Origin of the sequence: Mycobacterium europaeum (assembly GCF_034555895.2) — a bacterium.
GTDB lineage: Bacteria > Actinomycetota > Actinomycetes > Mycobacteriales > Mycobacteriaceae > Mycobacterium > Mycobacterium europaeum.
Window position 1 is genome coordinate 4,341,179 of record NZ_CP157315.1, and the last position, 21,330, is coordinate 4,362,508.

Here is a 21,330-nt window from a genome sequence, read left to right on the forward strand (position 1 = left end):
AGTGGATCGGCACGTCGAGGCTGGCCGGCTAACACGGGGAGGCTGGTTCACCACCACCAGTTCCACCAGTGCCCGGGGGCCCAGAATCCGCGGTTCCCCCAACCCTGGCCACGGTGCCCCCCGTTCCATCCGTGGCCACCGCCCCATCCGCCATGACCCCCTCCTGGACGGTCGGGAAGGATTCCGGGCCCACCGGGCGCCCCGTGCGGGCCGGCGGTGGTGAAGCTGTTGCCGGTTCCCGGTGCGGGGGCCGCCTGGGCGACGGCGCCGCCACCGAACAGCAGCGCTGCGGCCATGGCCGACGCACCGGCCGCGCTTGCGGCCGCGCGGCGGAGCGATCGCGAAGAGTTCGTCATCGCAGGGCCCCTTCCAGAATTTGATACCGACAAGAAAAACGTTAGCTAGGAGTTTCCCGGCAAACAACCAAACTACACTGAAATTGCGCTGTGAATTATGTAACAACGCTATTTCGCGCACTCATTTAGGCCCGGAATTACCTTATTTACTGAACCTCTGATTTCAGGAAACTGCGCAATACTGATCCGCGCAGCCTACGGATATGTCCTGCTAGAACACGCTTTACTGAGATACTGGCTTACGCGGCCGCGTACCCGCATATTGGCTGAATTAGTCGGTGCAGAATTCTCGTCATTTTCCCGCACGCCGCAATGAGCCCCCTTATGCGTCGCGGCGTCCAGCTACTAACAGTGATTTGCTGCCGAAATCCCCCGGCGGCGGGACCGCCGCCGGGGCGGCCGGGCGGCGGCCCGGTCACGCGACTTACGCCGTAGACGGTGGAAGAATCAGTATTGACACACTCGAGCGCTGATTTACTGATCGGCCACTCATCGGAGGACGACCGCCGCAGTGAACTTCAACCGCAGCCACATCGGACCCGGCGTCGGAGGCTTCCGGGGCCCCGCGCAGTCGGGCGCCGCGGCGGGAGATGCCGCGCCGACCGAGCGCCTGACCGGGCTCGGCCAGCAGTCCCCGCAGCGGATGGTCAGCCCGCCGGCAACCAACCAGGCGGGACGGGTTCAGCGGACGCGGCGCACCGTCGACCTGCCGGCGGCCACCCACCGTGCCCTGGACATCTGGCAGCGGGAGGCGGCCGACCGGTTGGGCGTCGCCCGGGTGACCGGCCAAGAGGTTCTCACCGCGCTCATCGACCAGCTGCTGGTCGACCCGAAACTCGCGGCACAGATCACCCGGGCCATCAAAGACCGGCGCTGACGCCGGGCTAGTCGACCTCCATCTCGCGCAGCTCGCGCTTGAGGATCTTGCCGGTCGGGTTACGCGGCAGTTCGTCGAGGAAGACCACCTCACGTGGCACCTTGTAGCGCGCCAGGTGGTCGCGGACGTAGTGCTTGATGGTGTCCTCGTCGACGTCGGAGCCGTCCTTCTTCACCACGAAGGCCCGCAGCCGGTGGCCCCATTCCTTGTCTTCGACGCCGATCGCGGTCGCCTCGACCACCTCCGGGTGCCCGCTGATGAGGTCCTCGACCTCGGCGGGGAAGACGTTTTCCCCGCCGGAGACGATCATCTCGTCGTCGCGGCCGCTGACGTACAGCAGGCCGTGCTCGTCGAAATACCCGACATCACCCGAGGACATCAGGCCGTCGATGATCTGCTTGTGGCCGCCGCCGGTGTAGCCCTGGAACGGGAACGCGTTGCCGACGAAGATCCGGCCGACCTCGCCCTGCGGCTTCTCCTTGCCGTTGTCGTCGAGGATCTTGACCTTGACACCCTTGACCACCGGTCCGACGGTCGCCGCGTTGCGTTCCAGATCCTGCGGTCCGGCGATGGTGGCGAACGCGATCTCGGTGGAGCCGTACATGTTGTAGATGACCGGGCCCAGATCCTTCAGCGCGCGGCTGGCCAGCTCGGCGCCCAGCTGCGATCCGGAGATGAAGACGATCCTCAGGCTGGACAGGTCGGGCTTTTTGTCCATCTTCTCGATCGCGTCCAGGATCCGCGACAGCATCACCGGCACCACCACCATGGCGGTCACCTTGTACTTCTCGATGTCTTCGAGCACGTGCGGTGGCTTGAACTTGCGGCGCAGCACCAGGGTCGAGCCCAGGAACATCGCGATGGTGCCGTGCAGGTAGCCCAGCGCGTGGAACATCGGGGCGGGCAACGAGGTCACCTCGTTGGCCTTGAACGGAACGTGCGAGAGGATGCCGCCGACCGGCGCCAGGGTCGGCGGGGTGCTGCGGTTCGCACCCTTGGGGGTGCCGGTGGTGCCGCTGGTGAGGATGATGATCGACGCGTGCTTGGACGCCTTCGGGGCGGGTTCTTTGCTGCTGCGCTCGATCAGGTCGGCCAGCGTCTCGTCGGTGCTGCCGGACGGCTCATCCGCATCGGGGTTGGTGCCCAGCGCGCGCAGCTTGCCCAGTTCCGGCTCGGCTTTGCTGACGGCCTTGGTGTACTCGTCGTCGTAGATGATCAGCTTGGCGCCCTCGCGCTCCGACACCTCCTTGATCTGCGGGCCGGAGAATTCGCTGTTGAGCAGGATGATGCGGGCACCCACCCGGGCGGCGCCGTAGTTGGCGATCAGGAACCAGCGGGTGTTGCGCGCCAGGATCGCCACCCCGTCACCGCCCTTGACACCCATCTCCAGCAGGCCGTTCGCCACCGCGTGGGCGGCCTCGTCGAGTTGGGCGAAGGTGAACTCGCCCTCCTCGTCGATGCACGCGGCCCGGTCGGGGTGGCGCCGGGCGTTGAGGGAGGGCAGCATGCCGAACTCGCCCCACTTGTAGATGTCGTTGGCCATCGCGGCGTAGTTCAGCGGCGGCTCCAGCCGGAAGGCGCCCGCCTCGAAGATCTTGCGCACGTAGTGCAATTCGGCTGACCCGCGTTCCAGGTACTGCTGAACCTTGGCAACCGCCTGCCCAGGCAGGCCAATCAGATTAGGCATGAATCCCACCCTATGTGACGTCCGTCGCATTCCGAGGGGTAAGTACCCATCGACTTACGATGATGAACATGGGCCCGGTTTCGCTGGAGGTGGCCGGGCGCAAGGTCACGATCACCCACCCGGACAAGGTGGTGTTCGACGCCCACGGCGGCTCGGGAGCGCACACCAAGCTCGACCTGGTTCGCTACTACCTGTCGGTGGCCGAGGGGGCCCTGCGCGGCGTGGCCGGCCGGCCGATGATCCTGAAGCGCTTCGTCAAGGGCATTTCCGAGGAGGCGGTGTTCCAGAAGCGCGCCCCGAAGAACCGGCCCGACTGGGTGGACGTCGCCGAATTGCGCTACGCGCGCGGCACGTCGGCCGCCGAAGCCGTCATCCACGACGCCGCCGGCCTGGCGTGGGCGGTCAACCTGGGCTGCGTCGACCTCAACCCGCACCCCGTGCTGGCCGACGACCTCGAGCATCCCGACGAGCTGCGGGTCGACCTGGACCCGATGCCCGGGGTCGACTGGCGGCGGATCGTCGACGTGGCGCTGGTGGCCCGCGAGGTGCTGGAGGACTACGGCCTGGTCGCGTGGCCGAAGACGTCGGGCTCGCGCGGCTTTCATATCTATGCCCGGATCGCGCCGCGCTGGGAATTCCGGCAGGTGCGCCTGGCCGCCCAGACCGTCGCCCGGGAGGTCGAGCGCCGAGTGCCCGGCGCCGCGACCAGCCGCTGGTGGAAGGAAGAGCGCGAAGGGGTGTTCGTCGACTTCAACCAGAACGCCAAGGACCGCACGGTGGCGTCGGCGTACTCGGTGCGGGCGACGCCGGACGCCCGGGTGTCCACGCCGCTGTTCTGGGACGAAGTCACCGAGCGCCGCCCCGAGGAGTTCACCATCGACACCGTGCCCGGGCGGTTCGCCGCCATGGGTGACCCCTGGGCGGGGATGGACGATGCCGTCGGCGAGCTCGACCGCCTGCTTGCGCTGGCCGAGGAGATGGGGCCACCCGAGCGCGCGCCGAAGGGATCCGGCACGGCCGACGGCCGGCGCCGGTCGGTGATGCCGCTCATCGAGATCGCCCGCACCAAGACCAAGGACGAGGCGCTGGCCGCGCTGGACACCTGGCGCGGCCGCCACCCCGCCGCGGCGGCCCTGCTGCAGCCGGCCGACGTGCTGGTCGACGGGATGCGGGGACCGAGTTCGATCTGGTATCGGATCCGGATCAACCTGCAGCACGTGCCGGCCGACCAGCGCCCGGCGCAGGAGGACCTGATCGCGGACTACTCCCCTTGGGACGGATACGGCGGCAGGCAGAAGCCGTCACGCTGAATCCGGCTACACCCCGACCCGCGCTCGCACCTGGTAGGGGCTCTTCTTCCGCAGGTAGCAGTGCCAGGTGACCGCGAGCAGGACCAGGAAGAAGGCCACGTAGAACCGCAGCGCGGGCTCGATGCTGCCGAAGTGCGACCTCGACCAGGCGTACGCCAGCGGCACGATGAAGCCGCCGAAGGCGCCGATCGACGAGATCACGCCCAGCGCGCCCGCCGCCTGGCGGCGCATGTGCACCATGGTGTCCGGGTCCCCACCGGCGAGCTCGCCCTTGATCACGAAGATCCTCGAGATCATCCGGTAGGTCGAGCCGTTGCCGATGCCGGTCGCGACGAACAAGAACATGAAGCTGGCGAAGAACACCGGCAGGCTTTTGGCGTTGACCGACCACAGCGCCGCCGCGGCGCCCACGGCGAGCATGACGAAGCTGACGGCGGTGATCCGGGCGCCGCCGATCCGGTCGGCCAGCTTCCCGCCCAGGGGCCGGATGACCGAGCCGATGCCCGCGCCGAGGAAAGCCCACGTCAACGCGATGTCGCCCCGGCCGAACACGGTCTTGAGCAGCGTCGGGAAGGCCGCCGAGTAGCCGATGAACGATCCGAACGTGCCGATGTACAGCAGCGACATGACCCAGGTGTCGGGATGCCGCAGCGACTGCCACACCGGCTTCACGTCGGCCTTCGCTTCGGACAGGTTGTTCATGAATCCAAACGCGCACACCGCGGCCACCACGGCCAGCGGGATGTAGAAGAGGCCGGCCCGCGACAGCGCCACGCCCCCGCCGGCGACCACGATGGGCGGGATGATCTTCTGCACCACCGCGACGCCGATGTTGCCGCCGGCCGCGTTGAGGCCCAGCGCCCAGCCCTTGTCCTTCTCCGGGTAGAAGAACGAGATGTTGGCCATCGACGAGGCGAAGTTGCCGCCACCGAAGCCGGCGGTGGCCGCGATCGCCACCAGCACCGCGAACGACAGGCCCGGATGGCTGACCGCCCAGGCCAGCAGGACGCACGGAATCAGCAGCAGCGCCGCCGAGATGGTCGTCCAGTTGCGCCCGCCGAAGAGCGGCACCGCGAAGGTGTAGGGCAGGCGCAGGAAGGCGCCGACTCCGCTGGGCACGGCGACCAGGCACAGCGCCTGGCTGGCGGTCAGCGCCCAACCGGACGCGGACGGGTGCCCGTGGGAACCGGCGGTCATCTGGACCACCACGATGCTCCACAACATCCACACGCTGAACCCGACGTGCTCGGCGAAGATGGAGAAGATCAGGTTGCGCCGGGCGATCGGCTTGCCGGTCGCCTCCCAGAACGCGGGGTCTTCGGGCCGCCAATCGTCGATCCAGTGCCCGCCCCGATGACTCGGGGGCTGCGGACGCGCGGGGGCGAGGACGGGAGCGGTCGACTCTGGCGTGGTCGTCGTAGTCACGCCCCGACGTTAAGAAGGGACTGTTACCGGGCCGCGTGGGCGCAGTTACGTCGGCGATACGTGGATCTCGCAACGGCGGTTCGTCGCTTGTCAGAACTTTTTACCCCCCGAGTGCGGGAGAATTGCCGCATGCCGGCGACCGATCAGCCCCTGGGGCTGCGCGAACGCAAGAAGATCAAAACCCGCCATGCCCTCCGCCGCGAGGCGTTCCGCCTGTTCGACGCGAACGGCTACGCCGCCACCACCATCGAACAGATCGCCGAGGCCGCCGAGGTGTCGCCCAGCACGTTCTTCCGCTACTTCGGCTCCAAGGAGTCGTTGCTGCTCGCCGACGACCTCGACCCGCTGATCCTGGCGGCGTTCGACGCCCAGCCACCCGACTTGTCGCCGAGCCAGGCGATCCGCCGCGCCTACGCGACGACGATGGCCGGCCTGACGCCCGAGCAGCTGGAGTTCGAGAACACCCGGCAGCGGCTGATCTTCTCGATACCCGAGCTCAAGGCCGCCCTCTACGACGAGTACCACCGCACCGTCAACGTCATGGCGGAGGCGATCGGTCGCCGGATCGGCCGTCCCGCAACCGATTTCGAGGTCCGCGTGTACGTCGGCGCGATGGTCGGCGCCATGATGGCCGCCTACGACAGCGCGCCGAAGACCTCCGACACCATCTATCGCGCCCTGGACTTCCTGGACGCCGGCATGCCGCTGGGCTGAGCGGCGCAACCGCGCGGCGATGTCGTCGCGAGCGCGGAACGCGATAATCTCACGCGATGCCACAGGGTTGGAATCGACGGGGATTCTTGCAGCTCGCAGGGGCTGCGGCCGTCGCTGCGGTCGCCGGCTCCCCGGCGGCGTGCTCGTCGCGCAAACCGTCCCCGGGCACGGGCGGCGGCAAATCCGTGACGATCGACCACCTCTTCGGTCAGACCGTGATCAAGGAGCCCCCCAAGCGCGTGGTCAGCGCCGGTTACACCGAGCAGGACGACCTGCTCGCGGTCGGCGTCGTGCCGATCGCCGTGACCAACTGGTTCGGTGATCAGCCGTTCGCGGTGTGGCCGTGGGCACAGCCCAAACTCGGCGGCGCCCAGCCGGTGGTGCTGAGCCTCGACAACGGCATCCCGGTCGACCAGATCGCGGGGCTCAAACCGGACCTGATCGTGGCCACCAACGCCGGGGTGGACGCCGACACCTATCAGAAGCTCTCCGCGATCGCCCCGACCGTGCCGCAGTCGGACGGCGACGCTTTCTTCGAGCCGTGGAAGCAGCAGGCCACCGTCATCGGCCGGGCCGTGTTTCAGGCCGACCAGATGAAATCGCTGATCGACGGCGTCGACCAGAGATTCACCGCCGTCGCCAGGGAACACCCGAACTGGACGGGCAAGAAGGCGTTGCTGATGGAGGGCACGCTCTGGCAGGGGACCGTCGTCGCGACCATGGCGGGCTGGCGCACCGACTTCCTCAACCAGATGGGGTTGGTGATCGCCGACAGCATCAAGCCCTTCGGCAGCGACCACCGCGCCGTCATCCCGCGCGATCACGTCATAGCGGTGCTCGACTCCGCCGACGTGGTCATCTGGACGACCGAGAGCCCCGACGACCAGAAGGCGTTGCTCGCCGACCCCGACGTGGCGGCGTCCCAGGCCACCGCGCAGAACCGGCACATCTTCACCACGAAGGAGCAGGCCGGCGCAATCGCGTTCTCCTCGCCGTTGAGCTACCCCGTGGTCGCCGACCAGCTGCCCCCGCAACTGGCCAAAATCCTCGGTTAGATGCCCGCCGCGCCAGCGGCGTTTGAGTGTTTGCTAAGGCAGCTCTGGCAGTGTTCGAAAATCCGACGCTCGCCCCTCGCCCGGCCCACGATCGTGCGGTTACCGTCGAGTAATGAGCGTGACGGACCTTACCGGCAACATGGCCAAGGAGCTGCCGACGGAACTGGTCGGCAACACGGTTCTGGACTTCGGCGACAGCGCGCTGATGCTGCAATGCGGCGGCACCGCCGAGGTACTGGCATGGGCGGCGCAGTTGCGGGCCGCGGCGTTGCCCGGCGTGGTCGACATCGTCCCGGCGGCCCGCACGGTGCTGGTGAGGCTCGACGGGCCGCGCCACCAAGGCGTGGTCCGTCAGCGACTGCGCAAGATGCGGGTCACCGCCGAGCGGGACACCGCTGCGCCTCGCCGCGCCGACGTGGTCATCGACGTCGTCTACGACGGCCCGGACCTCGCCGAGGTGGCCGGGCACGCCGGACTGACCATCGCGCAGGTGATCGACGCCCACACCGGTTCGCTCTGGAGGGTCGGATTCAGCGGGTTCGCCCCGGGCTTCGCGTATCTGGTCGACGGGGACCCGCGCCTACAGGTGCCGCGCCGCTCGGAGCCGCGCACGTCGGTGCCCGCCGGCTCGGTCGGTCTGGCCGGCGAATTCAGCGCGGTATACCCGCGCCGGTCGCCGGGCGGCTGGCAGCTGATCGGCCGCACCGACGCGGTCATGTGGGACCTCGCACGGCCCGCACCGGCGCTGCTGATGCAGGGCATGTGGGTCCAGTTCCGGGCCGTCTGAGGTAAGGAGACCGCCGTGGCAACCCTGGAGATCCTCCGCACCGGACCGCTCGCCGTCGTCCAGGACCTGGGCCGGCCGGGGCTGGCCCACCTGGGCGTGAGCCGGTCGGGGGCCGCCGACCGGCGCGCGCACCAACTGGCCAACCGGCTGGTCGCCAACCCCGGTGACCGCGCCACCGTCGAGGTCACGTTCGGCGGTTTCGCGGCCCGCGTCCGGGGCGGCGACGTCGACATCGCGGTAACGGGGGCCGACACTGACCCGACCGTCGACGGAAACAGGTTTGGCACCAACAGCATTCAACACGTTCGCGACGGCCAGGTGATCGCCTTGGGCATGCCCCGCGCCGGGCTGCGGACCTATCTGGCGGTGCGCGGTGGCATCGGTGTGGAGCCGGTGCTGGGCTCGCGCAGCTACGACGTGATGTCGGCCATCGGCCCGGCGCCGCTGCGGGCGGGAGACGAGCTTCCCGTCGGTGAGCACACCCCCGACTACCCCGAGCTGGACCAGGCCCCGGTGGCGGCGATCACCGGCGACCTGGTCGAACTGGCCGTGGTCCCCGGGCCGCGCGACGACTGGTTCGTCGACCCGGATGTCCTGGTGCACAACCATTGGGTGGCCTCCGACCGCAGCGACCGCGTGGGGATGCGCTTGACCGGCCGCCCCCTGCAGTACTGCTACCCGGACCGCCAGCTGCCCAGCGAGGGCACCACCCGCGGGGCAATTCAGGTGCCGCCCAACGGTTTACCGGTGATCCTCGGACCAGATCACCCGGTCACCGGCGGTTACCCGGTGGTGGGCGTGGTCGTCGACGTGGACATCGACAAGATCGCCCAGGTGCGCCCCGGCCAGTCGGTGCGCCTGCACTGGTCTCGCCCCAGGATCCTGGTGGGCGCCCAACCGCGGTCCGGCGCCGCGGGTTGGCCGTTTTCCTAGCAGATCCGGGCCGTTCCCCGGCGAAACGTATTCCAGCTCACACAAAGCCGCGCGACGGCCTCGAATCACGGGAATTCGTCGGTTATTTCGCCGTGGGTCGGCTACAGCGATTTACCAGATAACTGGTAATCAACTTACAGCCGATTCGGACCAAATTGAGTTGACCCATTCCCGCCCCGAATGTGAGCATCGAAATACACGGCGGGGAAAGCCCCTTCATTCGGGGCACCCACCTTCCTTCCCGCCGCGCGGCCCCGGCGTAACGATCGCCAGTGCGGCGGCTGCCGGGTACGCCGGCCAGTGGAAACTGACGAGAGGGAACCGTTATGCGCGTCACCTTGCGGGGTGTCCTGTGCGCGTCCGCGGTTGCCCTTGTTGACGCATCCGAACGCGCGCAACCTGATCCGCCGTCGGGCGGTCGATGATGAGCGCCGCGCCGAGCCGTTCCACAGAAGCATCGCAGTCGACGAAAGGCAACGTTCGGATGGCCCGCAATCACCGCATCGCGGACTGGAATCCAGAAGACGTGGCGGCCTGGGACGCGGGCAACAAGAAGATCGCCCGCCGCAACCTGTTGTGCACCGTCGCCGGCGACCACGTCGCCTTCTCGGTCTGGACGCTCTGGCCGGTCATGGCGTTGTTCATGCCGGAGCAGGTCTACGGCTTCTCCGCCAGCGACAAGCTGCTGCTGGGCGCCGTCGCCACGCTGGTCGGCGGCCTGGCCCGGATCCCCTACACCCTGGGCATCGCCACCTTCGGCGGCCGCAACTGGACCGCCTTTTCGGCCTTCGTGCTGCTGATCCCGACCGTCGGCACAATCGTGTTGCTCGCCAACCCCGGCCTGCCGCTGTGGCCCTTCCTGGTGTGCGCCGCCCTGACCGGGCTGGGCGGCGGCAACTATGCGGCTTCGCTCGCCAACGTCAACGCCTTCTATCCCGAGCGGCTCAAGGGCTCGGCACTGGCCATCAACGCCGGCGTCGGCAACCTCGGCGTGGCGGTGATCCAGTTGGTCGCGCTGCTGGTGCTGGCCACGGCCGGCCACGAGGCGCCGTACTGGGTGTGCGCGGTGTACCTGGTGGCGCTGGTGGTCGTCGGGCTCGCGGCCGCGCTGCTCATGGACAACGTCAGCCACGGCACCGAGCTGAACACGATGCGCTCGATCCTGTTGGAGCGCGACACCTATGTGATCTCGCTGCTCTACATCTGCACCTTCGGCTCCTGGATCGGGTTTTCCTTCGCGTTCGGCCAGGTGATGCAGGTCAACTTCCTGGCCAACGGCGAAGGGGCCAGTCACGCGGCGCTACACGCCGCGCAGGTCGCCTTCATCGGCCCCCTGCTGGGCTCGCTCGCCCGCATCTACGGCGGCCGGCTGGCCGACCGCAAGGGCGGCAGCCGGGTCACGCTCGGCGTGCTGGCCGGCATGACGCTGGGGGCCGGATTGCTGGTCATCATCAGCACCATCGACGATCACAGCGCCGGGGACCGCTCGACCAGCATGATCGGCTACGTCGTCGGCTTCATGGTGCTGTTCGTCCTGTCCGGGATGGGCAACGGTTCGGTGTTCAAACTGATCCCGTCGGTCTACGAGGCGCGCAGCCGCGCCCTGCCGATGGGCGAGGACGAGCGCCGCCACTGGGCGCGCGCCAAGGCCGGAGCGTTGATCGGCATCTGCTCCGCGGTCGGCGCGCTGGGCGGCGTGGGCATCAACATGGCGCTGCGCCAGTCCTACCTGGCCACCGGGGAGGAGACGTCGGCATACTGGGCGTTCCTGGCCTCCTACGTCGTGGCCGCGCTCGTCACGTGGGCGGTGTACGTGCGCCGGCCCGTGCCGCCCGCCGAAGCGGTGGACGGTGAGACGGCAGGCACGCTCGCCGGCGTGTGAGCGCCCCCTCATGGCGGGCAATGCGCAAGCAATTGCCAGGTAACGCAACCGAAATCTGATGGGCATACACAGGTGATATGGGCCAGCCGGACTCCCAGCCGCTGACGGGCTACCGCATCGCGGTGACGTCGGCGCGGCGCTCCGAGGAGCTGTGTGCCCTGCTCAGCCGCCAGGGCGCCGAGGTGTGCAGCGCGCCGGCGATCAACATGATCGCGCTGCCCGACGACGACGAACTGCACCGTAACACCGAGGCGTTGATCGCCGAGCCACCCGACATCCTGGTCGCCCACACCGGCATCGGCTTCCGCGGGTGGCTGGCCGCCGCCGAGGGCTGGGGGCTGGTCAACCCGCTCTTGCACGCGTTGTCGTCGGCCCGCGTCGTCTCGCGCGGACCGAAGGCGACCGGCGCGCTGCGCGCCGCAGGCCTGCACGAGGAGTGGTCCCCGGAATCGGAGTCATCCCAGGAAGTGCTGGAATACCTGCTCAAGTCGGGCGTGGACGGGCTGCGGGTGGCGGTCCAGCTGCACGGCGCCGCGGACGCGTGGGATCCCTTCCCGGAGTTCCTCGGCGGGCTGCGCATGGCGGGCGCCCAGGTGGTGCCCGTCCGGGTATATCGCTGGAAGCCAACGCCGTTGGGCGGCACGTTCGATCAGCTCGTGACGGGCATCGCCGCGCGCCAGTTCGACGCGGTCACCTTCACGTCGGCGCCCGCGGCCGCGGCGGTGCTCGAGCGCAGCCGCGAGCTCGACGTCGAGGACCAACTGCTGGGCGCCCTGCGCAGCGACGTGCACGCGATGTGCGTCGGCCCGGTGACGTCCAAGCCGCTGATCCGCAAAGGCATCCCGACGTCATCGCCGGAACGAATGCGGTTGGGTGCCTTGGCCCGTCACGTCGCCGAGGAGCTGCCGCTACTGGGCTCGTGCACGGTCCGCGCGGCCGGCCACACGGTCGACATCCGCGGCACCTGTGTATTGGTGGACGGCTCGATCAAGGTGCTGTCACCGTCGGGCATGGGCATTCTGCGCGCGCTGGCGAAGCGCCCCGGCGACGTCGTCGCCCGCGGCGATCTGTTGCGCGCGCTGCCCGGCAACAGCAACGACCCGCACGCCGTCGATACGGCCGTGCTGCGTCTGCGAACGGCCCTGGGCGACAAGAACATCATCGCGACGGTGGTCAAGCGCGGCTACCGGATCGCGACCGATCAACGGCCGGATGTCCCATGACGCTGATCCTGGTCGCACACGGCACCCGCCGGCCCGAGGGTGTGTCGATGGCGGAAGACCTTGCCGCACAAGCGGGCTCGCTGATCGGAAGCCCGGTGGAGCTCGCGTTCGTCGACGTGGTGGGCCCCACGCCCAGCGAGGTGCTGTCGCGGGTGAGGGCCACCGGCCGGCCTGCGGTCGTGCTGCCCGCGTTCTTGTCGCGCGGCTACCACGTCCGCGCGGACCTACCGGCCCACGTCGGGCGCAGCGGGCATCCCGACGTCATCGTCACGCCGGCCCTGGGCCCCAGTGGCCAGCTGGCCCGGATCGTCGGCGACCAATTGGTCAAATGCGGCTGGCGTCCCGGCGATTCGGTGATCCTGGCGGCGGCGGGAACCTCGGATGTCAAAGCGCGCGCCGACCTGCACACCACCGCGACGCTGGTGTCGGCGCTCACCGGGTCGCGAGTGAGCCTGGCGTTCGCGGCCAGCGGAGATCCGCAGCTGCCCGAGGCGGTGGACGAGGCGAGGCGCCACGCTCGCCGTAACAACGCGCGCGTCGTGGTCGCGTCCTACCTGCTGGCCGACGGCCTCTTCCAGGAGCGGCTGCACGCGTGCGGTGCCGACCTGGTCAGTCGACCGCTGGGCACCCATCCCGGCCTGACCCGCCTGATCGCCAATCGATTCCGCCGGGCCATGCCGCCGGTGCTCGCCCCCACCATCAGGCACGCTTCGCGCCGGTCGAGCGTGCACCGACTGGTTCACGACCGCCTCGTGCGCCCCAATCCCGCCGCGTGAGGAAAGCCGCGAAGAGCCGGCCGGTGAGGCGCGCCGACGCCGCCCACGCTTGATCTTTGGCCTGATTCCGACGATCCTGGCACCATGTCCCGTCGCGAAGAGCCGTCGCGCGGGCTCCTCGACCCGGTGGCCAAGATGCTGCGGTTGCCCTTCGGCACACCGGAATTCATCGACCGGATCGTGACGGGCGGGGCCAATCAGGTGGGCCGGCAAACGCTGCGCATGCTGATCACCACGTGGGACGCCGCCGGCGGCGGCCCGTTCGCCGCGAGCGCCATCGCGTCCACCGGGATGGTCAAGACCGCCGAAACCGTCCAGAGCATGTTCGTCGGGCCGGTGTTCGGCCCGCTGCTCAAGCTGCTCGGGGCCGACAAGGCCGCCACGCGCGCCTCGTTATGCGCCTCGCAGTTGGTGGGGCTGGGCATCATGCGCTACGGCATCCGCTCCGAGCCGCTGCATTCGATGTCGGTCGACGCGCTCGTCGACGCGATCGGCCCGACGATGCAGCGCTACCTCGTCGGCGACATCACCCGCTAGGCGGCGATCCGGCCGACCTGGACGAAGCCGTCGGCGGTGATGCGCGCCGGATACACCGGCACCGAGAAGTTCGGATCGTCCAGGCATTCACCGTCTTCCAGCGAGAAGGCCTGCTTGAGGATCGGCGATTGAACGGTGACCCGGCCCCCGCGGTCGCCCACGATGCCGCGCGACAGCACGGCCGCGCCGGAGAACGGGTCGACGTTGCCGACCGCGTGCACCGAGCCGTCGTCGAGCCGGAACAACGCCGCCTGGGAGCCGTCGTCGAGCAGCACACCGACTCCCCGGCCCGGGATGAGACGGTCGTACTCGCAGGCCGTCGTCCATACCGCAATGTCGTTGAGAAGCGTCATGATTCCTCTCCAGCTCCCGTACGGATCTTCGGCATCCCAATGGACACCGGGATTTTGCGCCCGGCATGCTCGGTGAATTCCACCGTCGAATCGACTTCGTCCGGGGCGTTGACGAACGAGACGAACCGCGACAGCTTGTCGGGGTCGTCGAGCACGCCCTTCCATTCACACTTGTAGTTCTGCACGTGCCGCTCCATTGCGGCCTCGAATTCCCCGGCCAGGCCCAGCGAGTCCTCGCATACGACCTCGCGCACGTGATCGAGGCCGCCGTCGAGCGAATCGACCCAGGGCGCCGTGCGCTGCAGCCGGTCGGCGGTCCGGATGTAGTACATGATGAAGCGGTCGACGTAGCGGACCAGCGTCTCGGTGTCCAGGTCGCTGGCCAACAGCTGGGCGTGCTTGGGCGTCATGCCGCCGTTCCCGCCGACGTAGAGGTTCCAGCCTTTTTCGGTCGCGATGACGCCGACGTCCTTGGAGCGGGCTTCGGCGCACTCGCGCGCACAACCCGAGACGCCCATCTTGATCTTGTGCGGCGCCCGCAGACCCCGATACCGCAACTCCAGATCGATGGCCAGCTGCACCGAATCCTGCTGCCCGTAGCGGCACCAGTCGGTGCCGACACAGCTCTTCACGGTGCGCAGCGCCTTGCCGTAGGCGTGGCCCGATTCCATGCCGCCCTCGACCAGCCGCCGCCAGATCTCCGGCAGCTGGTCGACCCGCGCGCCGAACATGTCGATCCGCTGGCCGCCGGTGATCTTGGTGTAGAGCCCGAAGTCCTGTGCGATCTGGCCGATCAGGATCAGATGCTCGGGTTTGATGTCACCGCCGGGCACCCGCGGCACCACCGAGTAGCTGCCGTTCTTCTGGATGTTCGCCAGGAAGTGGTCGTTGGAATCCTGCAGCGAGGCCTGCTCGCCTTCGAGGATGTGGTCCGAGCCGGTGGAGGCCAGGATCGAGGCGACCACGGGTTTGCAGATGTCGCAACCCTTTCCGCGGCCGAAGCGCTCCAGGAGGCCGGAGAAGGTCCGGATCTCGGTGGCCGAGATGATCTCGAAGAGCTCCGCCCGGGACTGGCTGAAGTGCTCGCACAGCGCCTTGGACTGTTCCACGCCCTCGGCTTCCAGCAGCTGCTTGAGCAGGGGCACACACGAGCCGCACGACGTGCCGGCCGACGTGCACGACTTGAGCGAGGGCACGTCGGCGCAGCCGTCGGCGATCGCACACTTCAGGTCGCCCTTGGTGACGTTGTTGCAGGAGCAGATCTGGGCGGAATCGGGCAGCGCACCGATTCCCAGCGCCGGAGCGTCGCCGGAGACCGGAGCGATCAGCGCGAGCGGGTCGCCCGGCAGCTCGCTGCCGACCATGGGCCGCAGCACCCCGTACGCCGAGGCGTCGCCCACCAGGACGCCACCCAGCAGGGTCTTCGCGTCGTCGGACAGCACCAGCTTGGCGTAGGTTCGCTTGACCGCGTCGTTGATGGCGACCTCGAGGCAGTTCTCGGTCACCCCCATCGCATCGCCGAAGCTGGCGACGTCGACGCCGAGCAGCTTGAGCTTGGTGGACAGGTCCGCTTCGCCGAACTCCGCGGCGCCGTCCAGCAGGCGGTCGGCCACCACCTCGGCGGAGGTGTAACCGGGCCCCACCAGGCCGTAGCACCGGCCCTGGATCGCGGCCACCTCGCCGACCGCGTAGATGTCCGGATCGCTTGTGCGGCAAGCTAAATCGGTGAGCACACCGCCGCGCTCGGCAAGGTCGAGGCCCGCGGTCCGGGCCAGCTCGTCGCGCGGCCGGATGCCGGCCGCGAAGATGACCAGCCCGGCGTCGATGACCTCGCCGTCGGTCAGGCGCACCCGCACCGACGACACCCCGTCCGGGTGGTCGATCGCTTCGATCGACTCCGTGCCCGTGCCCACGTGCACCGCGATGCCCAGGTCACCGACCATCTTGGCCAGCAGCGCGCCGCCGCCCTCGTCGATCTGCTGGGCCATCAGTCGTGGCATCATCTCGACGACGTGCGTCTGTAAGCCGAACTGGCGCAGCGCATTGGCGGCTTCCAGGCCCAGCAGACCACCGCCGATGACCACACCCGCCGGGGTGCGGCCGGCTTCCACCGTGCGCTGGGCGTCGGCGCGGATGGCGTCGAGATCGTCGAGCGTGCGGTAGACGTGGCACGCCGGCAGGTCGTGGCCCGGCACCGGGGGCACGAACGCGTAGGAACCGGTGGCCAACACCAATGTGTCGTAGCCGCACCGCCGCCCGTCGGCCGTCACCACGGACTTCGCTTCCCGGTCGATCTCGGTCACCCGGGCGTTCAGCACCAGCCGAACCCGTTCGTCACCCGCGTAGTCGTTGCCCGGCAGTGCCAGCAGCTTGCGGTCCCAGCTCTCGGTGTACGAGGTCAGCCCGACGCGGTCGTAAGCCGCGTCCGCCTCCTCGGCGAAAACCGTGATGCGCCACGACCCCTCGGTGTCGCGCGCTCGGAGCGCCTCGACCAGACGGTGCCCCACCATGCCGTGCCCGACTACGACGATGTGACGGCCCGCACAGTGCGCGCGCGAAATCCCGTCTGCAGCCATGGCTTTGAGGTTAGCGGTCAGAAATTACCGCGGTTTCGCCCAATGTGACGGTCCTATGACGAGGATCTCACAACTCACAGGGAGCGTTGTGAATATTCGTTCGCCCAAGGCGAACGCCTAGGTGGAACTTAAGCGTGGTCGACTCATGTTTCTCCTTGTAGCCGGCCGCAACGGCGCCGGACACAGCAAATCCACAACAAAGCTCAAGGAAGTGCAAGGAGATCCCGATGAGTAACCTCGCATTGTGGTCGCGACCGGCCTGGGACACCGACCGGTGGTTGCGCGACTTCTTCGGCCCCGCCGCCTCGGCGGACTGGTACAAGCCCGTTACCAGCGGTTTCAATCCGGCCGCGGAGATCGTCAAGGACGGTGACGACGCGATCGTACGCGTCGAGCTCCCGGGCGTTGACGTCGAGCAGGATGTCAACGTCGAGGTCGACCGCGGCCGGCTCGTGATCCATGGCGAACGCCGCGATCAGTACACCCAAGAGCAGGACGGGCGCACCCTGCGCGAGGTCCGGTACGGCTCCTTCCGCCGCTCGTTCCAGCTGCCGGCCCACGTCACCGGGGACGCCATCACGGCCTCGTACGACGCCGGGGTGCTGACGGTGCGGGTCGCCGGCGCGTACGCCGGAAGCCAGGCGCAGCGCATCGCCATCAGCAAGTAACAGGTGGACAACGGTTCCGGCGGGGCCCGCACCCCGCCGGAACCGCTTGCCGCGCCGCGGTTTTCTCCGGTGACCCGAGCCGGTCAACGATGCGCGCGCTCGGCGGCCACCAGGAAGTAAGAAAGCGAGTCGGCTGACGCCGGGCTGTGCCGTGGATAGGATCGCAAGCGTACTGTGATCCGCAACACCACCCGCCTAGGAGATTTCCCGTTGACACTTCCTACTGACACGACTGAACTCGCCGAACTTCACGACCTCATCGGCGGCCTGCGGCGGTGCGTGGGTTCGTTGAGGAATCGCTACGGGGACACCCCGGCGATGCGGCGCATCGTCATCGACGCCGACCGCATCCTGTCCGACGTCGAATTGCTCGACACGGACGTGTCCGAACTGGACCTGACGCGCGCCACGGTGCAGCATTCCGCAGAGAAGATCGTCATCTCCGACACCCCGTACGACACCGAATTCTGGCGCGATGTCGACGACGAGGGTGTCGGGGGTCACAGCAGGTACTGACAACCCAAGCCCCCCGGAAGTGAGGGGGTGCTCTCTGTGTACCCTTCGACCAACAGCCCGTTCGAAGAGGAACACTAGATGAGCGCACCCACGGCGAACCGTCCTGCGTCCGGTGTCTTTTCACCCACACGCGCCCGCATCCCGCAACGGACCCTACGCACCGACCGGTGGTGGGTGTCGCCGCTGAGGATCGACCTCGGCTTCGCCGCGTTCCTCATCTACGCGACGGTGCGCGCGTTCCAGCAGAATTACTTCTTCGTCCCGAAGTACCACTACCTGACGCCGTTCTACTCGCCCTGCGTGAGCAAGGCCTGCGGTGAGGCCGGCGACTTCTGGCCGCAGATCCTGCCGGACGTGTGGTGGCTGCCGTACGCGGCGCTGACGCTGCCGTTCCTCTTGCTGTTCCGGCTGACCTGCTACTACTACCGTGGCGCCTACTACCGCACGGTCTGGCAGTCGCCCGTCTCCTGCGCCGTGGCCGAGCCGCGCGTCCACTACACCGGTGAGACCCGGTTCCCGCTGATCGTCCAGAACAGCCACCGGTACTTCTTCTACATCGCCGGCATCATCTCGGTGATCAACACCTACGACGCGATCATCGGTTTCCACTCCGACTCCGGCCCGCACGGCTTCGGCTTCGGCCTGGGCAACCTGATCATGGTGGGCAACGTCATCATGCTGTGGGTCTACACGTTGTCCTGCCACTCGTGCCGGCACGTGACCGGCGGGCGGCTCAAGCACTTCTCCAAGCACCCTGTGCGGTACTGGATCTGGACCCAGGTCAGCAAGATCAACACCCGACACAAGATGTATGCCTGGATCACGCTGGGCACCCTGATGCTCACCGACTTCTACATCGCGCTGGTGGCCGGCGGCGCCATCCCTGACCTGAGATTTGTTGGCTGAAAAGCCTTTCGAGGAACAATCGGAACTTAGCGAGCGAGGGTTTTCATGGTTGAGGTCGAGCGGCATGCCTACGACGTAGTCGTCATCGGCGCCGGCGGCGCGGGGCTGAGAGCGGTCATCGAGGCGCGCGAACGCGGCCTCAAGGTCGCGGTGGTGTGCAAGTCGCTGTTCGGCAAGGCCCACACGGTGATGGCCGAGGGCGGCTGCGCGGCGTCGATGGGCAACACCAACCCGAAAGACAACTGGAAGACCCACTTCGGCGACACGATGCGCGGTGGGAAGTTCCTCAACAACTGGCGGATGGCCGAGCTGCACGCCAAGGAGGCACCGGACCGCGTCTGGGAGCTGGAAACGTATGGCGCGCTGTTCGATCGCCTCAAGGACGGCAAGATCAGCCAGCGCAACTTCGGCGGCCACACCTACCCGCGGCTCGCGCACGTCGGTGACCGCACCGGCCTGGAGCTGATCCGCACCATGCAGCAGAAGATCGTCTCGCTGCAGCAGGAGGACTACGCCGAACTCGGCGACTACGAGGCGCGCATCAAGGTGTTCGCCGAGTGCACCATCACCGAACTGCTCAAGGACGGTGACGCGATCGCCGGGGCCTTCGGCTACTGGCGCCAGACGGGCCGATTCATCATGTTCGAGGCGCCCGCGGTCGTCCTGGCCACCGGCGGCATCGGCAAGTCGTTCAAGGTCACCTCGAACTCCTGGGAGTACACCGGCGACGGGCACGCCCTGGCCCTGCGGGCCGGCGCGTCGCTGATCAACATGGAGTTCGTCCAGTTCCACCCGACCGGCATGGTCTGGCCACCCAGCGTCAAGGGCATCCTGGTCACCGAGGGCGTCCGCGGCGACGGCGGTGTGCTGAAGAACTCCGACTCCAAGCGGTTCATGTTCGACTACATCCCGCCGGTGTTCAAAGGCCAGTACGCCGAGTCCGAGCAAGAGGCCGACCAGTGGCTCAAGGACAACGACTCGGCCCGCCGGACCCCCGACCTGCTGCCCCGCGATGAGGTCGCGCGCGCGATCAACTCTGAGGTCAAGGCCGGCCGGGGCAGCCCGCACGGCGGCGTGTTCCTCGACATCGCGTCCCGGCTGACGCCCGAGGAGATCAAGCGACGCCTGCCGTCGATGTATCACCAGTTCAAGGAGCTGGCCGGGGTCGACATCACCAAGGAGCCGATGGAAGTCGGGCCCACCTGTCACTACGTGATGGGCGGTGTCGAGGTGGACGCCGACACTGGTGCGGCCACCGTGCCGGGCCTGTTCGCGGCCGGTGAGTGCTCCGGCGGCATGCACGGCTCCAACCGCCTGGGCGGCAACTCGCTGTCTGACCTGCTGGTCTTCGGGCGGCGGGCCGGCCTGGGCGCGGCCGACTACGTGCGGGCGCTGAGCAGCCGCCCGACCATCTCGGCCGAGGCCGTCGAGACCGCCGCCAAGCGGGCGCTGTCCCCCTTCGAGGCACCGCCCAACGGCGCCGCGGCGGAGAACCCCTACACGCTGCAGCTCGAGCTGCAACAGTCGATGAACGACCTGGTCGGCATCATCCGCAAGGCCGACGAGATCTCCGAGGCCCTCTCCCGCCTGGACACGCTGCGCGAGCGGTTCAAGAACCTGCACGTCGACGGGGGCCGCGAGTACAACCCCGGCTGGAACCTGGCCATCGATCTGCGCAACATGCTGCTGGTCAGCGAGTGTGTCGCCAAGGCCGCGCTGGAGCGCACCGAGAGCCGCGGCGGCCACACTCGCGACGACCACCCGTCGATGGATTCCGGCTGGCGCAAGGTGCTGCTGGTCTGCCAGGCCGCCGGCGGCGACGAGGTGATTCCCGACATCAGCGTCACCCGCAAGGACCAGGTTCCGATGCGGCCCGATCTGCTGGAGCTCTTCGAGATCTCCGAGCTGGAGAAGTACTACACCGACGACGAGCTGGCCGAGCATCCAGGACGGAGAGGCTAATGACCTACAACGCGACCATGCGTGTGTGGCGCGGTGACGATGCCAGCGGCGCGCTGCAGGACTTCACGGTGGAGGTCAACGAGGGCGAGGTGGTGCTCGACATCATCCATCGCCTGCAACAGACCCAGACGCCCGACCTGGCGGTGCGGTGGAACTGCAAGGCCGGCAAGTGCGGCTCCTGCTCGGCGGAGATCAACGGGGTGCCGCGGTTGCTGTGCATGACCCGGATGTCCACCTTCGCCGAGGACGAGGTCGTGACGGTCACGCCGCTGCGGACCTTCCCGGTGATCCGGGACCTGGTCACCGACGTCTCCTTCAACTACGAGAAGGCGCGCGAAATCCCGTCCTTCAAGCCTCCCAAGGATCTACAGCCGGGCGAGTACCGGATGGCGCAGGAGGATGTGCAGCGGTCGCAGGAGTTCCGCAAGTGCATCGAGTGCTTCCTGTGCCAGAACGTCTGCCACGTGATCCGCGACCACGAAGAGAACAAGAAGGCGTTCGCCGGACCCCGTTTCTTCATCCGACTCGCCGAACTGGAGATGCACCCGCTCGACACCGCGGACCGGCGGGATCTGGCGCAGGATGAGGCGGGACTCGGATATTGCAACATCACCAAGTGCTGCACCGAGGTCTGCCCGGAAAACATCAAGATCACCGACAACGCCATCATCCCGATGAAAGAGCGGGTCGCCGGTCGCCGCTACGACCCCGTGGTGTGGCTGGGCAACAAGCTGTTCCGACGCTGAGGCGTTAGCCCGCCCGGCGCGCCGGGTACCCGCATATCGAC

The 21,330-nt window shown here is 68.1% G+C and carries 20 protein-coding genes; 15 read left to right on the forward strand and 5 right to left on the reverse strand.

Annotation, left to right across the window (positions count from 1 at the left end):
* Positions 1-47 precede the first annotated feature (47 nt).
* A complete protein-coding gene (locus tag U8D42_RS20025) occupies positions 48-356 on the reverse strand; it encodes a hypothetical protein (protein WP_085242563.1) in 309 nt (102 codons plus the stop codon).
* A 511-nt stretch (positions 357-867) separates the two neighbouring features.
* On the opposite strand from U8D42_RS20025, the gene U8D42_RS20030 reads away from it, so the two are divergent.
* The gene (locus U8D42_RS20030; RefSeq protein WP_085242564.1) at positions 868-1,233 is read left to right on the forward strand and encodes an ATPase; all 366 of its coding nucleotides are present in this window, start codon (positions 868-870) and stop codon (positions 1,231-1,233) included.
* 7 nt (positions 1,234-1,240) lie between these two features.
* Here the strand turns inward: U8D42_RS20030 and fadD2 are convergent, their stop codons facing one another.
* A complete protein-coding gene (gene fadD2 / locus U8D42_RS20035) occupies positions 1,241-2,920 on the reverse strand; it encodes a long-chain-fatty-acid--CoA ligase FadD2 (RefSeq protein ID WP_090421482.1) in 1,680 nt (559 codons plus the stop codon).
* 59 nt (positions 2,921-2,979) lie between these two features.
* On the opposite strand from fadD2, the gene U8D42_RS20040 reads away from it, so the two are divergent.
* Complete coding sequence (locus U8D42_RS20040; RefSeq protein WP_431523797.1) at positions 2,980-4,230, forward strand: DNA polymerase domain-containing protein; 1,251 nt, start codon at positions 2,980-2,982, stop codon at positions 4,228-4,230.
* 6 nt (positions 4,231-4,236) lie between these two features.
* On the opposite strand, the gene U8D42_RS20045 is transcribed toward U8D42_RS20040, so the two are convergent.
* The gene (locus U8D42_RS20045; RefSeq protein ID WP_322858479.1) at positions 4,237-5,655 is read right to left on the reverse strand and encodes an MFS transporter; all 1,419 of its coding nucleotides are present in this window, start codon (positions 5,653-5,655) and stop codon (positions 4,237-4,239) included.
* A 129-nt stretch (positions 5,656-5,784) separates the two neighbouring features.
* Here U8D42_RS20045 and U8D42_RS20050 point away from each other — a divergent pair, with 129 nt between their 5' ends.
* From U8D42_RS20050 to U8D42_RS20085, 8 genes are all read left to right on the forward strand, one after another.
* Positions 5,785-6,369, forward strand: coding sequence for a TetR family transcriptional regulator (locus U8D42_RS20050; protein WP_322858478.1), 585 nt, complete (start codon positions 5,785-5,787; stop codon positions 6,367-6,369).
* 56 nt (positions 6,370-6,425) lie between these two features.
* On the forward strand, positions 6,426-7,424 hold the full coding sequence (locus tag U8D42_RS20055; RefSeq protein WP_322858477.1) for an ABC transporter substrate-binding protein: 999 nt from the start codon (positions 6,426-6,428) through the stop codon (positions 7,422-7,424).
* Between the two features lie 112 nt (positions 7,425-7,536).
* Complete coding sequence (locus tag U8D42_RS20060) at positions 7,537-8,211, forward strand: 5-oxoprolinase subunit B family protein (RefSeq protein WP_322858476.1); 675 nt, start codon at positions 7,537-7,539, stop codon at positions 8,209-8,211.
* A 15-nt stretch (positions 8,212-8,226) separates the two neighbouring features.
* On the forward strand, positions 8,227-9,144 hold the full coding sequence (locus U8D42_RS20065) for a 5-oxoprolinase/urea amidolyase family protein (protein WP_090419979.1): 918 nt from the start codon (positions 8,227-8,229) through the stop codon (positions 9,142-9,144).
* Between the two features lie 484 nt (positions 9,145-9,628).
* Positions 9,629-11,026, forward strand: coding sequence for a nitrate/nitrite transporter (locus U8D42_RS20070; protein WP_322858475.1), 1,398 nt, complete (start codon positions 9,629-9,631; stop codon positions 11,024-11,026).
* Positions 11,027-11,103: 77 nt separating this feature from the next.
* Complete coding sequence (locus U8D42_RS20075) at positions 11,104-12,249, forward strand: uroporphyrinogen-III synthase (protein WP_085242571.1); 1,146 nt, start codon at positions 11,104-11,106, stop codon at positions 12,247-12,249.
* The gene (locus U8D42_RS20080) at positions 12,246-13,025 is read left to right on the forward strand and encodes a sirohydrochlorin chelatase (RefSeq protein ID WP_322858474.1); all 780 of its coding nucleotides are present in this window, start codon (positions 12,246-12,248) and stop codon (positions 13,023-13,025) included. Before U8D42_RS20075 ends, U8D42_RS20080 begins: the two co-directional genes overlap by 4 nt.
* An 84-nt stretch (positions 13,026-13,109) precedes the next feature.
* Positions 13,110-13,562, forward strand: coding sequence for a hypothetical protein (locus U8D42_RS20085; RefSeq protein ID WP_322858473.1), 453 nt, complete (start codon positions 13,110-13,112; stop codon positions 13,560-13,562).
* Here U8D42_RS20085 and nirD read toward each other — a convergent pair.
* Both nirD and nirB read right to left on the reverse strand, forming a co-directional pair.
* Positions 13,559-13,915, reverse strand: a complete 357-nt coding sequence (gene nirD / locus U8D42_RS20090; protein WP_085242574.1) for a nitrite reductase small subunit NirD — start codon at positions 13,913-13,915, stop codon at positions 13,559-13,561. The two genes, U8D42_RS20085 and nirD, sit on opposite strands and share 4 nt — an antisense overlap.
* Positions 13,912-16,491, reverse strand: a complete 2,580-nt coding sequence (gene nirB, locus U8D42_RS20095) for a nitrite reductase large subunit NirB (RefSeq protein WP_322858472.1) — start codon at positions 16,489-16,491, stop codon at positions 13,912-13,914. Before nirB ends, nirD begins: the two co-directional genes overlap by 4 nt.
* Positions 16,492-16,718: 227 nt before the next feature.
* On the opposite strand from nirB, the gene U8D42_RS20100 reads away from it, so the two are divergent.
* The 5 genes from U8D42_RS20100 to U8D42_RS20120 all read left to right on the forward strand — a co-directional run bounded on the left by U8D42_RS20100 (position 16,719) and on the right by U8D42_RS20120 (position 21,289).
* On the forward strand, positions 16,719-17,159 hold the full coding sequence (locus U8D42_RS20100) for an Hsp20/alpha crystallin family protein (protein WP_322858471.1): 441 nt from the start codon (positions 16,719-16,721) through the stop codon (positions 17,157-17,159).
* 210 nt (positions 17,160-17,369) lie between these two features.
* On the forward strand, positions 17,370-17,675 hold the full coding sequence (locus tag U8D42_RS20105; RefSeq protein WP_322858470.1) for a hypothetical protein: 306 nt from the start codon (positions 17,370-17,372) through the stop codon (positions 17,673-17,675).
* Between the two features lie 78 nt (positions 17,676-17,753).
* Positions 17,754-18,581, forward strand: a complete 828-nt coding sequence (locus U8D42_RS20110; protein WP_322858469.1) for a hypothetical protein — start codon at positions 17,754-17,756, stop codon at positions 18,579-18,581.
* 45 nt (positions 18,582-18,626) lie between these two features.
* Entirely contained in the window at positions 18,627-20,543 is a 1,917-nt protein-coding gene (locus tag U8D42_RS20115) for a fumarate reductase/succinate dehydrogenase flavoprotein subunit (RefSeq protein ID WP_085242579.1), read from the forward strand.
* Positions 20,543-21,289: a succinate dehydrogenase/fumarate reductase iron-sulfur subunit gene (locus tag U8D42_RS20120; protein ID WP_085242580.1), complete on the forward strand. Its 747-nt coding sequence runs from the start codon at positions 20,543-20,545 to the stop codon at positions 21,287-21,289. Before U8D42_RS20115 ends, U8D42_RS20120 begins: the two co-directional genes overlap by 1 nt.
* Positions 21,290-21,330: the final 41 nt, after the last annotated feature.